This window comes from Salinirubellus litoreus (assembly GCF_037335815.1).
GTDB classification, from domain to species: domain Archaea; phylum Halobacteriota; class Halobacteria; order Halobacteriales; family Haloarculaceae; genus Salinirubellus; species Salinirubellus litoreus.
This window is the reverse complement of the sequence record NZ_CP147841.1, coordinates 1888592-1903202: the sequence shown is the minus strand read 5'-3', so window position 1 is coordinate 1903202 and position 14611 is coordinate 1888592. Positions and strand designations below refer to the sequence as shown.

Sequence of the window (14611 nt, the reverse complement as noted above, 5' to 3'; positions counted from 1 at the left end):
GGACGAGCGGCCTACGCGGCGGGCTCCAGCATGTCGTGGCGGTTCCCGTACGGATCCTCGAACACCACCTCGCGTCCCCAGGGGTTCTCGGTGGGCTCGCCGTGGAACTCGACGCCGGCCTCGCGCAGTCGGTCGTAGTCGGCGTCGAAGTCGTCGGTCGCGAACACGAAGTTCACGTAGTCGGCGACCTGCGAGCCGACCCGATCGCTCTTCTCTGCCGTGTCCGGCTCGACGAGGGCGATCTGCGGGAACTCGCTGTCGGACGGCGAGACGGTGAGCCAGCGCCCCTCCATGCCTTCCTCGTCGATCTCCACGTCGTCGCGGACCACGAGCCCTAGCGTCCCGGTGTAGAACTCGAGCGCCTCGTCCTGGTCCGCTACCAGCAGCGTCACGTGCGTGATGTCGGTCAACATCGCGTTCGGGGGGAGGCTGAGAGAGGGGAAAGCCACGAGCCAACCGAGCGAGGTGAAAGTGATTCTGCGGGCGATCGATTCACCTGAGGACGGACGGCTCGGGCCGGCGGAGAGGTCGGACGGAGCGGGACGCGGGGGCCCGGTTCAGTCCAGCAGGTCGTTCGCGATGGTGTTGCGGAGGACCTCGCTGGTCCCCTCGTAGATCTCGTTGAGCTTGGCGTCGCGGTAGAACCGCTCTGCGGGGAAGTCCCTGGTGTAGCCGTAGCCGCCGTGTATCTGGATGCCCTCGTTGGCCACCTCGCGCGAGACCTCGCTGGCGAACAGCTTCGCCTGGGCGGCCTCCTTGATGAACCGCTCGCCGCGGATCTTCCGGTCGGCAGCGTCGTGCATCAGCAGCCGCGCCGCGCGGGTCTTCGTGTCCATGTCCGCGAGCTTGTGCTGGATGCTCTGGAACCCCGAGATGGGCTGGTCGAACTGCTCGCGGTCCTGGCTGTACCGGAGCGCGGCGTCGAGGGCGGCCTGGGCGATCCCGACCGACCGGGCGGCGATGGTGATCCGCCCGCCGTTGAGCGTCTTCAGCGCCTGGACGAACCCCTCGCCCTCCTCGCCGAGCAGGCGGTCCTCCGGGACGTACAGGTCGTCGAACCGGAGCTCCGCGGTGGGACAGCCCTTGTCACCGAGCTTCTCCTCCGTCCCCTCCACGATGAACCCGTCGTCCTCCTCCGGACGGACGACGAAGGCGGAGATGCCCTTCCGCCCCGCCTCGGGGTCGGTCTTGGCGAACACCGTCACGGTGTCGGCGACCGACCCGTTCGAGATCCAGAGCTTCCCGCCGTCGATGACGTAGCCGTCACCGTTCTCCTCAGCGGTCGTGTCCATCGCCGGAACGTCGGAGCCCGCACCCGCCTCCGAGAGTGCGAACGCGCCGATATCCTCGCCGAGCGCCAGCGGTTCGAGGTACTCCCGTTTCTGTGCCTCGGTCCCGAACTCGTAGATCATGTTGCCCGCGAGCGAGATGTGCGCGGCGACGATGGTCCCCAGCCCGCCCGACCCGCGGGAGATCTCCTCCAGCGCCATCGGGTAGGCGTGGTAGTCCAGGCCGGCCCCGCCGTACTCCTCGGGGAACGGCATCCCCATCAGCCCCAGCTCGGCGAGGTCCTCGACCAGGTCGCCGGGGAACTCGTCCTCGTGGTCGATTTCGCCCGCGCGAGGGACGACCTCCTCGTCGACGAACTCCGCGACCATCTCCCTGATCTGTCTCTGCTCGGCAGTCGGGCTGAAGTCCATGCCTGGGCGTTCGGTTGTTTACACTTGACTGTTCCGAGCACGGCGTGTCTGCCGCAGGTGTCGGGTGGGACTGAAAGGGGCCTGCGGTCCTTACGTCGCCCGCCTTCCTCGAACCGCCGGGGGCTTTCGAGCTGTTCTCCGTGATCGCCGTCGCTGGTAGCGGAAACACCTCGAAAGCCCCCGCCTTCTCGACGAACCCCGGCTCCTCAAGCACCGCAGCCGAACGCAGTGAGGCGAGGAGCGCAGAGTGGGCCGCGGGAGTCGAGAAGGCGGCCCCTTTCAGTCCCACCCGACAGCTTGCGCCTAGTCGTACTCGTAGAACCCCTTGCCGGACTTCTTCCCCAGGTCGCCGGCGTCGACCTTGCGCTTGACGAGATACGCGGGCTTGTATCGGTCGCCGAGTTCCTCGTGGAGCGTCTCCGAGGCGTCGAGTACCACGTCGAGACCGATGTGGTCGGCGAGTTCGAGCGGTCCCATCGGGACGTTGGTGCCGAGTGTCATCCCGCGGTCGATGTCCGACTTGGCGGCGACCCCCTCGTCGTAGGCCCGGACGCCCTCGTTGATCCAGGGCATCAGGATGCGGTTGGTGACGAACCCCGGCTTGTCGTCGGCCTCCCAGGTCTCCTTGCCGAGTGACTCGGCGAACTCGTGGGCCGTGTCGACCACCGCTTCGTCGGTCTTCTCGCCCACGACCAGTTCGACGCCCTTCATCACCGGGACGGGGTTCATGAAGTGCAGGCCGACGACCAGTTCCGGCCGGTCGGTGGCGGCCGCGATGGTCGTGATCGAGAGCGTCGAGGTGTTCGTCGCGAGCACCACCCCCTCCTCACAGACCCGGTCGAGGTCGGCGAAGACGTCCCGTTTCACGTCCATCTCCTCGATGACCGCCTCGACGACGAGGTCCGCCGTCGAGAGGGCGTCGAGGTCGGTCGTGCCGTACACTCGGTCGACGGCGGCGTCGGCCTCTTGTTGGGACAGTTCGTCCTTGCGGACGAACCGCGAGAGCGAGTCCTCGATGGCCTCCATCCCGCGGTCGACGAACGACTCCTCGACGTCGCGCATCACCACGTCGTACCCGTTCACCGCGGCGACCTGTGCGATGCCGTTGCCCATCGTCCCCGCGCCGACGACCCCGACCGTCTCCACCTCCGAGAGTTCGCGCATGGCTCCGACTCGTTCGTGGGGCGGCCTAAGCCTACCGACGGCCGCTCCGGGGCATCCCGCCTCCTCCCCCGACGACGACCCGGGGCCCGGACGGCCCCGTTCGACGCCCGACAGACAGGTCGCCGTCCCCTCGTCGGTGGACGGAGGCGCGAGGGCACACTGCCGGGACGCATCTCGTGAAACCGGACTTTCGTTTAAATACGCGGTGACTGATTCATCGGAAGAGACAGCGACAAATGACGGCCACAACCGGTTCTCCGGAGCTCGACCGACTGCTCGGTGGAGGGATCCCCGAGCGACGGGTCGTCCTCGTGATGGGCGGCCCCAGCACGGGAAAGACCACCTTCGGGCTCCAGTTCCTCCAGGAGGGGCTCTCGCGGGGGGAGCGGTGCCTGTTCGTCAGCACCGAGCAGACGCCGATCGATCTACGCGAGACGTATCGGTCGTTTCAGTTCGATCTTGACCACGAGAACCTCACGTTGACGACCATCCACCAGACGCCGAAGGACCTGCTCGAGGGCGAGGGGGAGGGGCTGGCCATCTCGACCCTGGGGCCGGACGAGGAGGACCCGTTCTGCGGGATCCCCGTCCCGTTCGAACCCAGGTACGTCGAGCAGTACCTGGAACACTTCGCCGGCCACGACCGCGTCGTCCTCGACAGCGTCTCCGGGCTGGCACCGTTCGCCGAGAGCCAGCAGGGGTTCCGTAGATCGGTTCTGGACCTGGTCCGGTTCTTCTCCGAGGAGATGCAGGCGACCACGCTGTTCACCGTCGAGGAGAGCGAGCGGGCGACCCACCAGTCCGCCGAGTCCGACCTCCTCCAGTTCACCGGCCACGGCGTCATCCGGCTCTTCCAGGAGGACGTCTCCAGCACGCTCCACCGGTACCTCCGGATACGGAAGATGCGCGGGGTGGACCACGACCAGCGCAAGCACGAGTACGCCCTCACGCCGGCGGGGATCGACGTCTACCCCCAGCAGCCCCGGGCATCCCCGGTCTACGAACGGGAACCGTTGAGCACGGGCGTCGACGGTATCGACCGGCTCTGTGGCGGCGGGCTCCTCCCCACACAGCCCGTGGTCGTCCAGCACGACGGCCGGATCAGCGTCGACCCGCTCGTCACGAGCATCATGTGCGAGTCGTTCGAGAACGGCGGGGGCGTGGTCCTGTTCACCCCCGCGCACCTCACCCCCGAGCGGCTCGACGGCTGGCTCGCCGGTCGTGCCCCGCCGGTTCGGGAACTGCTCGACGACGACCGGCTGTTCGTGCTGGACTGGTTCGACTCGTGGGGCTTCGACCACGAGAACATCTTCCCCATCCACCGCGGCGGCCTCCGCGAACTGCTGCTCAACGTGGGCGCGTTCCGGGACCCGCTGTTCAGGCGGCTGTACAAGCGGATCGACGGTCAGCGGGGCGAGCGCGACGTGGTCTCGATCGTCTACACGGAGACGATACTCCAGGACCTCTCGCCGGAGACGATCCGGTTCCAGGCCCGCTGGGTCCAGTCGAAGGTGTTCAACGAGAACGACGTGCTGGTCGTCACCCACAACCCCGAGGTGATGGACAAGCGGCTCGCCGAGTTCTTCGTCTACGACGCCGCACAGGTGTTCAACGTCTGGCGGGAGGGCGGGGACCTGAACTACGTCTCGGTGGAGAAGTCACCGCGGGGGCGGATCGGATCGAGCCACCTGATCGAGAACCTGGACGAGCCGCCGTTCGTCCGCGTCCGCGCCGACTGAAGTCGAATCCCGGGCTACGGACCGAACGCCCTCAGGAGGAGCCGCCCGACAGCACGCACATGCGCTCTCTGACCAGCCGGCCGAGGTCGTCCGGCCGCCGCTCGAGTTCGCCGAGGAGGTCGCCGTACCGGTCCCGGCCGGCCGCCGTGTAGTCGAACCGGTCGTAGAGCGCCTCGACGGTCGACGTCACCTCGTCCGGGTCGCCGAAGGCGTACATCAGGGCGATGATCGGGTTCTGGTGCCCCTCCGCGAGGTCGCGCTCGATGTGACGGAAGTCCTCGTAGAGGAGGTACCTGGCACGGAACGCCCGCAGATCGGACAGGAGCGGGTCGGCCAGCGCCCCATCGACCTCGTGGGTGGTCGCGACGATCTCGACGAAGGCGTCGATGTCCCGGCTCCGGTAGGCGTAGATCGAGCCCGCGGCGTCCAGGAGGTCGTCCCGGGCGTCGGTCCCGCGCATCCGGTCCATCATCTCCCGTTCGAGGAGCGGGAGCTGGGAGAGCACGACCCAGTACTCGTACTGGATCTCGAGTATCTCCTCGCGGTGCTCGGGGGGGACCGCTCCGAGTTCCAGCGGCGTCGAGAACGCGACCACGACCGACGAACGTACCTTCTCCGCCCTGGTCGGATCCTCGGTGTCGATGATGTCGTCGAGCGCGATGACCTTCGCGTCGAGGGCGACCAGCAGGGTCCGTACGTCCTCTCGTACCTGGATCCCGAGGAGGTGCTCGAACGCGGCGATCGTCGGATAGGACCGCATGCTCCGCATCCCCGACTCCCACCCCGACCTGACCTCCTCGATGCAGTCCGCGATCCCGAGGACGGTCCCCGTGGGGAGTCCGTCCCCGAGACGGCGCTCGCGGGCGGCGAGGTCGGCTGCCAGTTCGGTCAGAACGTCCGTGAGATCCGAGCGCTCGGTGCGCAGACCCGTGATTGAGTGGTCCATGTCGAGGCGTTGCCTTACTCGTGTACACCCTGCACCGGATCGCCCTATCTAGCTTTGTGGTCGGTAAGAGAGTGAGTCGCGGCCCGCACCCGGGCGGTTCCCGTCGTCGGCCGATCCGATACCCGCACAGCTGCCACCGACCACCCGGTGGATCCGTACGCCTGAACTGGGTGGACGGGAGCCCGATCCGGTAGCGCTCGGGACGAGGATAGGCACTCCGGGACGCCCCATGTCGGCCACTCCTGCATATTGCTTCTATTCCGAGTAAAAATACATAGAACCGTCGTCTCGGGGGGTATGACTACCGGTCTCCCAATAGATTCTTGGGCATCGTCCGCCCAGGTCCGACCGCATGATCCCCATCGACGACTCGGCGCTCTGCCGGGACGGCAAGGTGCTCATCCTCGCGTACGACCACGGGCTCGAACACGGCCCGGTCGACTTCGAGGGCGTCCCCGAGAGCGCGGACCCCGAGCGGACGTTCGAGGCGGCAACCCACCCCGCGGTCACCTCCGTGGCGGTCCAGAAGGGAATCGCGGAGGCGTACTACCCCTCCTACGAGGACGACCTCGACCTGCTGATGAAGCTCAACGGGACGTCGAACCTCTGGATGGGCGAGCCGGACTCGGCGGTGAACTGCTCGGTCGCGCAGGCGTACGACATCGGTGCCTCCTCCGTCGGGTTCACCCTCTACGGCGGGTCGAACAACGAGATCGAGATGGCCGAGGAGTTCGCCCGCGCACAGGAGCAGGCCCGCGAGTACGAACTCCCGGTCGTGATGTGGTCGTACCCGCGAGGTCAGGGCCTGAAGAACGACACCAAGCCGGGGACCATCGCGTACGCGGCGCGGCTGGCGCTCGAACTCGGCGCGGACGTGGCGAAGGTGAAGTACCCCGGTTCGGGCGAGGCGATGTCCCAGGCGGTCCGGATGGCCGGGCCGACGAAGGTCGTGATGTCCGGCGGGTCGAAGACCTCCGACGAGGCGTTCCTGACCGACGTGAAGGCGACCATCGACGCCGGCGGGAAGGGTCTCGCGGTGGGCCGGAACGTCTGGCAGCGCGAGAACCCCCACCGCATCCTCGACGCGCTCGAGCAGGTCATCTTCGAGGAGGCCTCGGTCGAGGAGGCGCTCGACGCCGCCGAGGCCAGATGAGCGTCGAACGGGTCGTCGATACCATCGCCGAGACGGCCGTCGAGGTGCGCGGCGGGCTCGCCGGTCGTCGGACGTACACCGAGGGGGAGAACCCCTCCGGCGACGACCAGCTCGAGGCCGACGTCTGGGCCGATTCGCTGTTCGAGGAGCGGCTGCTGGCGATCGACTCGGTCGGCTCGTACGCCAGCGAGGAGCGGCCCGACGTGATCGAGGGCGACGGCGAGGGCGACTACCACGTCGCGGTCGATCCCCTCGATGGGTCCTCGAACCTCCAGTCGAACAACCCGATGGGCGTCGTCTTCGCGGCCTACGACACCCCCCTCCCCGCGCCCGGACGCAGGATCGTCGCCGGCGGCTGGGTGCTCCTGGGACCGATCACGACGATGGTCGTCGCGACCGACGGCCCGGTGACCGAGTACGTCCTCGAAGCGGCGGACGAGGCTACCAGCGAGAGCCACCTGACCGACGGGCACGGTGGTGGCGAGCCCGTCGAGCGACGGCCGGTCGCGGAGGACATCACCATCCCGGAGGACCCGACGGTCTACGGGATCGGGGGGCGGGTCCCGGACTGGCCCGAGGACCTCGAATCGTTCGTCGAGAGCCTCGAGGACGATAGACTGAAGCTCCGGTACGGCGGTGCGATGATCGCCGACGTGAACCAGGTACTCACCTACGGCGGCGTGTTCGCCTACCCCGCGCTCGTCGACAGGCCGGACGGGGCGCTCCGCCTGCAGTTCGAGGGCAACCCCGTCGCGCACGTCATCGAGACGGCGGGTGGAGCCTCCTCGGACGGCGAGCGCTCGATACTCGACGTCGAGGCCGAGGAGGTCCACCAGCGGGTCCCGGTCCACGTGGGGAACGCGGACCTCATCGACCGGCTCGAAGACGCGCTCGATTGAGGACGCCGACGCCGGCACCACGTGAGCAAGCATACGCCCACGGCTTGCAGATGAAAGCGACCCTGTTATCCAGGGTGCCGTCGAGGGGATGACGAGGAGACCCCGATGGAGGCGACGCCCGACGGCACCGAGAGTCACCGCGAACAGGTGCTCTCCGAACGAAACGACCGGTTGCAAGACCTCATCAGATCCATCTCGCACGACCTGCGTACCCCGCTCGCCGTCGCGGAGGGGAACGTCGAACTGGCCCGCGAGACGGGCGATCTCTCCCGACTCGACTCGACCGAACGGGCGCTCGCCCGCGCGAACGAACTGCTCGACCACCTCGCGCTACTGGCCAGGGAGGGCGAGACGATCCACGAACCGGAACCGACTGAACTCGAGAGTGTAGCGGAGGCCGCGTGGAGCCTCGTCGGGAGGGAGGAGGCCACGCTCTCCGCCGAGGTAGACCTGATCGTCTCGGCCGACCGACACCGGCTCCAGCAGCTGTTCGAGAACCTGTTCGACAATGCCCTCGCCCACGCCGGAGCCGACGTGACCGTCACCGTCGGCTCCCTCGACGGGGAACGCGCGGGGTTCTTCGTCGAGGACGACGGGCCGGGCATCCCGGAGGACGAACGGACGGCGGTGTTCGAGACTGGCTACTCGGACGACTCGGAGGGGCAGGGGTTCGGGCTGGCCATCTGCGAGCGCATCGCCGTCGCCCACGGGTGGACGATCGAGGCGATCGAACGGCCCGAGGGTGGGGCACGCTTCGAGATCTCGGACGTCGAAGTGGTCGGTCGGTAGCCGGGGTCCGAACGCCGGGGGAGGCCACCGTCCCCGAAAACGGTATAGGCCGACCGGGGATGGGTTCGCGCATGAAGGTACGGATCGGCGCGGACGCGAGCGTCGAGGAGGCCTCGGCCATCGCGGAGGCGCTGGCCGCCCACGTCGACCGCGACGTCGAGGTGTTCCTCGGGGACGCGGACGAGCCCGCCGCCGTCGAGCCCGCGGAGCTCGAGGTACCCCTCGACGACGACCTCGGTCCCACCGAACGGGAGGGGCGACTCCGCGAGGAGATCGCCGACATACTCGAGGGGGGCCCCGAGAAGTACAGGGAGCGCCTTCCGGAGCAGGACAAGCTGTTCGTCCGCGATAGAATGAACCTCTGGTTCGGCGAGGAGGGACTGCACTTCGAGGACGGGAAGTTCGCGGCGTTCGACAGCGAGGACCGACTCCCCGCCGACGGGCTCATCACGGGTGCTGCCGAGTTCGAGGGCCGCGACCTCCACTTCATGGCGAACGATTTCACCGTCAAAGCGGGCTCGATGGCCGAGCGCGGCGTCGAGAAGTTCCTCCGGATGCAGCAGCGTGCGCTCAAGACCGGCCGACCGGTCCTGTATCTCATGGACTCCTCGGGGGGACGGATCGACGAGCAGAGCGGCTTCTTCGCCAACCGGGAGGGTATCGGGAAGTACTACTACAACCACTCGATGCTCTCCGGTCGCGTCCCGCAGATATGCGTGCTCTACGGGCCGTGTATCGCCGGCGCGGCCTACACGCCGGTGTTCGCCGACTTCACGATCATGGTCCGCGGGATGTCCGCGATGGCGATCGCCTCCCCGCGGATGGTCCGGATGGTCACCGGCGAGGAGATCGACATGCAGGAGCTCGGCGGCGCGGAGGTCCACGCGAAGCACTCCTCCTCGGCCGACCTGATCGCCGAGGACGAGGAGCACGCCCGCGAGCTCGTCGCGGACCTGATCACCTACCTCCCCGACAACTCGGACGAGAAGCCACCCCGCGCCGACCCCCGTCCCCCGACGCGCTCGCCCGAGGGGCTCGACTCGGTCGTTCCGAGCGAACCGAACCGGGGATACGACATGAACGACGTGATCGAGCGGATCGTCGACCACGACTCGCTGTTCGAACTCCAGCCGGAGTTCGGGAGCGAGATACTCACCGCGTTCGCCCGCATCGACGGCCGTCCCGTGGGAATCGTCGCCAACCAGCCCGCCCAGCGCGCGGGCGCGATCTTCCCCGACGCCGCCGGGAAGGCCGCCGAGTTCATCTGGAAGTGCGACGCCTACAGTATCCCCCTCCTGTATCTCTGTGACACCCCGGGGTTCATGGCCGGCTCGCAGGTCGAGAAGGAGGGGATACTGGAACAGGGCAAGAAGATGATCTACGCGACTTCCTCGGCGACCGTCCCGAAGCAGTGCGTGGTCGTCCGGAAGGCGTACGGCGCGGGCATCTACGCCATGTCCGGCCCGGCGTACGACCCCGAGTCGACCATCGCGCTCCCGTCGGGCGAGATCGCCATCATGGGTCCCGAGGCGGCGATCAACGCCGTCTACGCCAACCGGCTCGCCGACATCGACGACGAGGAGGAGCGCGCGGAGCGGGAGGCCGAACTCCGCGAGGAGTTCCGCGAGGAGATCGACGTCCACCGGATGGCCAGCGACGTGGTTATCGACGAGATCGTCCCGCCCTCGGAACTCCGGGAGGAGCTCGTCGGACGGTTCGCGTTCTACGAGACCGTCGAGAAGGACCTGCCAGACAAGAAGCACGGGACGGTGCTCTGATCGGATCGGTCGTAGTCCTCTGCCGCGATCGTCGACTGCGCCCGGGGAGTCGCCGGGAGATCGTTACGACCGACCCGATGAGCCCGGACCGCGCTCGTCCCGTTGGGGGCTACCGGGGACTCGGACGCCGGGTCAGTTCTTCGGCCGCTCCGCGATCGGTCGCGCGTCGGTGACCCTCGGTTCCGGCACCTCGTGGAGGTAGACGATCAGGCCGTCGACGGCCGGATCGTCGAGGCGGTTCCGCACCCGCCCGTCGAGGCGGACCCACGAGCCGTCGGCGTGTCGGTACCGGAACGTCGCGTCCCCGCGGCCGGCGGGTTCGGTGACGGCGGCGGCGAACTCGGCCGTCACTGCCGCCACGTCCTCGGGGTGGATCCCCTCGAACCCGTTCCGCCCGACCAGTTCCTCGGGTCGGAGGCCGAGGAGGTCCTCGACGCCGGGGGTCGCGTAGTCGATGTCCCCCTCGGCGTCGACGAGGAGTATCGTATCCCTGGCCTCCTCGACCAGCGTCCGGAACCGCTCGCGCTGGCGGTGGCGGTCGGTGACGTCCCGGGAGTTCACGACGAACCCGTCGACGATGGTGTCGCGCGCGTCCCACATGCTCGTGGCGAGCCATCGCCAGGAGCCGTCGGCGTGTCGGAACCGGTAGACGAGGTCGTCGAGGATCGCCTCCGGGGCGTCGACGAACGCGTCGAAGGCCCGTGTGACCCGCTCCCGGTCCGCCGGGTGGACGTACTCGAGGCCGTCGCTGCCGACCAGTTCGTCCGGGCCGTAGCCGAGTTGGTGTTCGATGGCCGGGCACTGGTACGCGATCACTCCAGCCTCGTCGACGACCGTCGTGATGTCAGTCGAGTTTTCGATGAGCATTCGGAACCACTGCCGCGTCCGGTCGAGAGCCCGGTGGGTCCTGTAGCGGTCGACCGCGTTCTCGACCCGGTTGGCCAGCACCGTGTACCGGTCGGGACCGCCCTTCTGGAGGTAGTCGGTGACGCCCGCACTGATGGCCTCGCCCGCGATCTCCTCCGATCCCCGTCCGGTGAAGAGCAAGAACGGGAGATCGGGATACGGCTCGCGGACGGCGCGAAGAAACTCGAGCCCGTCGGTCCCCGGCATCTGGTAGTCGCTGACGACACACTCGAACGTCCCCGCCCCGAGCCTCGCGAGCCCCTCGTCGGCGGAGGCCGCGGTCGTGACCGCGAAGGCGTCGTTCTCGCGCTCCAGGGCCGTCGAGACCAGCGCCCCGAACGACGGATCGTCGTCCACGTGGAGGACCCGTATCCGCGCTTCCCAACGTTCCACCCACATCTCGTCGGTAGTAAACGGGCTCGCGGTAACAGCCTGATTGTTGACTATGAAATAGGTATATATCCGTAAGGGCCGTTTCACTCGGCGTCGAGCGTCCCCTCGATTAGACGCCGGGTCCCCCGTCTGAGCCGGGAGGCGAGCGCCTGCCTAGAGATATCCAGTTCGGCCGCGACCTCCTCCAGCGTCGCCCTGCGTGGGGAGTCGTAGTACCCGTGCCGGAGTGCCACGACCAGCGCCTCTCGCTGCTTGTCGGTCAGGCCGTACCCGGCAGCCCGGACGGGTTCGAGCGAGCGGAGCTCCGCCAGCCGCAGGGGGATACCCCGCTCGCGGCAGTAGAACCGGAAGCGACCGACGGCCTCGTGTTCGTCGCCACGGAGTTCGAATCGCCATCCGTCCGCGGACCCAACCGCGGAGACGAGCGTGAGACCAGTCTCGGTCAGCCCGTTCAGGATCCCCTCCTTCGTCGAGGGGTCCCAACTCGCCCGCATGAGGTGCTCGCCGTCCACGCTGTCGATCGGTTCGAGCGTCGCCTCCTCGGCCAGGGCCTCGACGAGGGACTCGACGTTCTCGGGGGAGATCCCCCGCACCCAGAAGTAGGGGATCACCATCTCGTCAGTTGGCACGATCCGCTCCAGTTCGACCGTCGCCCCGGTGAACCGCTCGAAGACCGCTCCGAGGAGGAAGGCGTCGGCGTCGAACTCAACGTAGGCGACCGTCGACATGAGCGGACATAGTGACTGAGTGAAATAAACTGTCGGGTGGCCCCACGCCGGGGCGGCCCGAGTCTGGCCAGCCCACCTCACACGAATACAAGGAGGAAGCCCACGGCTTTAGCCGTGGAAGGAAGCCGACGCTCCCGACACGTTCCACGAGCGACGATTGGCCGGTTTCGCCACCGTTCGAGTTATGTTCCTGCGTTCTGTACCGTGAGTTACACTCCCGGTCGGCCAAACGTGTCGTCCGTGGAGGGGCGTCCGTAGGTACGCCCTGAAATCGGGGACGGATGACGCCTCGTCGCTCTCGTCGTCTTACACGGCGATGAAATGAGGGGAGTCCACCGATAATTAAAGCGGTGTGAGACGGCTTCGGACGCAGACCACGGGTCGGAACACCACGCAGGAAACCCCTCCGTGTGCCCGGCCCGCCGTCGTACAACCCGCCCTCGACGGTGGACGAAGTGTGGGCCGAAACCCCTCGCGGAGGAACGCCCACGACTTCAGTCGTGGGTAACTTACGCCCGTTCTCGCACCGACTCGACGAACACGACCCACCCGAGGCCCGCGAGGCCGACGTCCCTCGCGAGCACGTCGCCGAACGCGCCCTGTGTGAGGAACACGACGGCGAGATATCCGACGGTGGCGGTGAGCGAGACGGCGGCGACGAGCGAGGCGAACGCGGTGTACCGATCGGCCAGGAGCGCGAGGCCGAACCCCACCTCGAGGTAGCCGTTGATCAGCATGAACAGGGTGGGCGAGACGAGGATCCACGGGACGAGCCAGTCGACGACGTAGACCGTCCACGCCGCGGGATCGAACAGCTTGTGCGCGCCCGCGACGAGCACCATCAGGCCGAGCGAGAGGCGGGCGAGAGTGGCCGTCGGGGGAGCCCGGCCGACCACGGACTCGACACGACGGGAGAGGGACGCGCCTGACATACGGTCGTTTCGGCGCTCGACCGGAAAACGGGGTCGGTCGCGGGCCGCGCCGGGCCAGGGTCAGCGCGCGAGCACCGCCCCGAGCGCCCGGACCTCCTCCAACACCGCTTCCCACTGCTCGACCGTCCCCGGGATGGGGTCGGCGGCGATCTCGACCCGGCGATCGACGAGCGCCCGGACCTCCCGGGGGTTCTCGATCCGTCGGAACGCCAGATCCCCGCCGCCGGCCGCCTCCACCGAGACGGTCCCGTAGCCGAACACCGAACCCGCGAGCGGCTGGCGGTAGGCGCTGTTCTGGACGCGTTCGAGCCCGATCCGGGCGACCCGCCGTCCGAACACGCCCGAGCGGACGTGCAGGGCGTCGGTCGTCACGAGGTACCGCGTCCGGCGGACCTCGACGACCCGGTAGGCCGCCACGAGGAGGCCGACGACGACGAGTGCGAGGCCCACCAGTGGCGACCGCGAGGGGACGTCCGGCAGCCAGGCACCGACGAGCACCGCCACGCCGGCGAGCGCGAGTCCGCCCCCCGCCAGGAGCCCGCCGGCGGCCGCCGACAGCCTCGGGCTCCCCGTCCAGACCGCCGACTCCCCGGAGTCGAGGTTGAAATCGGCGCTCACCGTGGGCGTATCGTCCGGCCGGCTCATCGCCCGGGACCGTCCTCGGGACTCGCCTCGACCGCCTCGCGGATGGCCCGCAGTTCGGCGAGGATGTCGTCGAGGACTGCCGCCTTGTCGCGTTCCCCCTCGCCCGTTCGACCCGAGCGGATGCGTTCGTTGATGCGCGACTGGAGCTCCCGGGGATCGGCGACGTTCGAGAAGCTCATCTCGACGCCCGTCCCGCCGGCGGTGCTCACGTCCACGGTTCCGTAGCCGAACCGCGAGCCGAGGAACGACTGCCGGTAGGAGGTGTCCTGCACCTTGTCGAACTCGATCCGCTGGACGCTCCGCGAGAGGATACCCGTCTTGACGTAGAGCGCCGCCGTCGTGACGACGTAGTTCGTGTTCCGGTGGGAGAGGTAGGAGCCGACGAGGATGGGGATGCCGACCAGCACCAGCGAGAGGGGGAGGCCGACGATGACGGCGGGCGCGATCGACATCTCGTGTGGCGTGTCGGCCCAGACGACCGACTCGTCCTCGTCGAGTGCGAGCCAGTCGAACTCGGCGGCGGTCGCGGCCGCGTCGGGATCCGCTTCGGTACCGGGGTCGGCTCCCTCCGGCGGGGCCGTGGAGGACTCCTGGGACATGATGGGTGGTCGGACGGGCGTCCGATAACCGTTCCGCCGACCGGCGTTCACCGGGATCGTACCTCGTCTATATGGGGACGCGGGTCGCCCCTCCCGATATGGCCGGAGTCGACGTCGATGGGGGGATCGCGATTGACCTCGGGGGTCGCGGTCCGACCGCCGAACGCCGACGCGTTCGCGGCGATGCGGACCGGACGGTCGAGACGGCGATCCCCCGCCGGCACGGGGGACGGGCGTGAC

General features: G+C 68.3%; 14 protein-coding genes and 1 pseudogene. 6 read left to right on the top strand and 9 right to left on the bottom strand.

From position 1 onward, the window contains the following. Positions 1 to 11: 11 nt before the first annotated feature. The 3 genes from WDJ58_RS09315 to WDJ58_RS09305 form a co-directional block, all read right to left on the bottom strand. The gene (locus WDJ58_RS09315; protein WP_338917413.1) at positions 12 to 413 is read right to left on the bottom strand and encodes a VOC family protein; all 402 of its coding nucleotides are present in this window, start codon (positions 411 to 413) and stop codon (positions 12 to 14) included. 144 nt (positions 414 to 557) lie between these two features. Then, on the bottom strand, positions 558 to 1700 hold the full coding sequence (locus tag WDJ58_RS09310) for an acyl-CoA dehydrogenase (protein ID WP_338917412.1): 1143 nt from the start codon (positions 1698 to 1700) through the stop codon (positions 558 to 560). Positions 1701 to 2003: 303 nt separating this feature from the next. Further along, the gene (locus tag WDJ58_RS09305; protein WP_338917411.1) at positions 2004 to 2864 is read right to left on the bottom strand and encodes a 3-hydroxyacyl-CoA dehydrogenase family protein; all 861 of its coding nucleotides are present in this window, start codon (positions 2862 to 2864) and stop codon (positions 2004 to 2006) included. A 236-nt stretch (positions 2865 to 3100) separates the two neighbouring features. On the opposite strand from WDJ58_RS09305, the gene WDJ58_RS09300 reads away from it, so the two are divergent. Then, a complete protein-coding gene (locus WDJ58_RS09300; RefSeq protein WP_338917410.1) occupies positions 3101 to 4603 on the top strand; it encodes an ATPase domain-containing protein in 1503 nt (500 codons plus the stop codon). 31 nt (positions 4604 to 4634) lie between these two features. Here the strand turns inward: WDJ58_RS09300 and WDJ58_RS09295 are convergent, their stop codons facing one another. Beyond that, entirely contained in the window at positions 4635 to 5549 is a 915-nt protein-coding gene (locus WDJ58_RS09295) for a hypothetical protein (protein WP_338917409.1), read from the bottom strand. Between the two features lie 352 nt (positions 5550 to 5901). On the opposite strand from WDJ58_RS09295, the gene WDJ58_RS09290 reads away from it, so the two are divergent. From WDJ58_RS09290 to WDJ58_RS09275, 4 genes are all read left to right on the top strand, one after another. Beyond that, positions 5902 to 6702 (top strand): class I fructose-bisphosphate aldolase, encoded by an 801-nt coding sequence (locus WDJ58_RS09290; RefSeq protein WP_338917408.1) that lies wholly within the window; start codon positions 5902 to 5904, stop codon positions 6700 to 6702. Continuing rightward, entirely contained in the window at positions 6699 to 7601 is a 903-nt protein-coding gene (locus WDJ58_RS09285) for a class 1 fructose-bisphosphatase (protein ID WP_338917407.1), read from the top strand. Before WDJ58_RS09290 ends, WDJ58_RS09285 begins: the two co-directional genes overlap by 4 nt. 105 nt (positions 7602 to 7706) lie before the next feature. Beyond that, the gene (locus WDJ58_RS09280; RefSeq protein ID WP_338917406.1) at positions 7707 to 8390 is read left to right on the top strand and encodes a sensor histidine kinase; all 684 of its coding nucleotides are present in this window, start codon (positions 7707 to 7709) and stop codon (positions 8388 to 8390) included. A gap of 71 nt (positions 8391 to 8461) precedes the next feature. After that, positions 8462 to 10168, top strand: a complete 1707-nt coding sequence (locus tag WDJ58_RS09275; RefSeq protein ID WP_338917405.1) for an acyl-CoA carboxylase subunit beta — start codon at positions 8462 to 8464, stop codon at positions 10166 to 10168. 132 nt (positions 10169 to 10300) lie between these two features. Here WDJ58_RS09275 and WDJ58_RS09270 read toward each other — a convergent pair whose 3' ends face one another. The 5 genes and pseudogenes from WDJ58_RS09270 to WDJ58_RS09250 all read right to left on the bottom strand — a co-directional run. Further along, positions 10301 to 11473, bottom strand: coding sequence for a PAS domain S-box protein (locus tag WDJ58_RS09270; protein WP_338917403.1), 1173 nt, complete (start codon positions 11471 to 11473; stop codon positions 10301 to 10303). Between the two features lie 77 nt (positions 11474 to 11550). After that, complete coding sequence (locus tag WDJ58_RS09265) at positions 11551 to 12195, bottom strand: helix-turn-helix domain-containing protein (RefSeq protein ID WP_338917402.1); 645 nt, start codon at positions 12193 to 12195, stop codon at positions 11551 to 11553. A 509-nt stretch (positions 12196 to 12704) separates the two neighbouring features. Further along, entirely contained in the window at positions 12705 to 13127 is a 423-nt protein-coding gene (locus WDJ58_RS09260; RefSeq protein WP_338917401.1) for a DoxX family protein, read from the bottom strand. Positions 13128 to 13187: 60 nt separating this feature from the next. Further along, positions 13188 to 13772, bottom strand: coding sequence for a PH domain-containing protein (locus tag WDJ58_RS09255; protein ID WP_338917399.1), 585 nt, complete (start codon positions 13770 to 13772; stop codon positions 13188 to 13190). Positions 13773 to 13798: 26 nt separating this feature from the next. After that, positions 13799 to 14371: pseudogene (locus WDJ58_RS09250) on the bottom strand (PH domain-containing protein); the annotation flags it as partial. Positions 14372 to 14469: 98 nt separating this feature from the next. Between WDJ58_RS09250 and WDJ58_RS09245 the strand changes: the two are divergent. Then, positions 14470 to 14610 carry a hypothetical protein gene (locus tag WDJ58_RS09245; protein WP_338917396.1) on the top strand — a complete coding sequence of 47 codons (141 nt, stop codon included), beginning with the start codon at positions 14470 to 14472 and terminating at the stop codon, positions 14608 to 14610. The last annotated feature ends 1 nt before the right edge of the window (position 14611 follow it).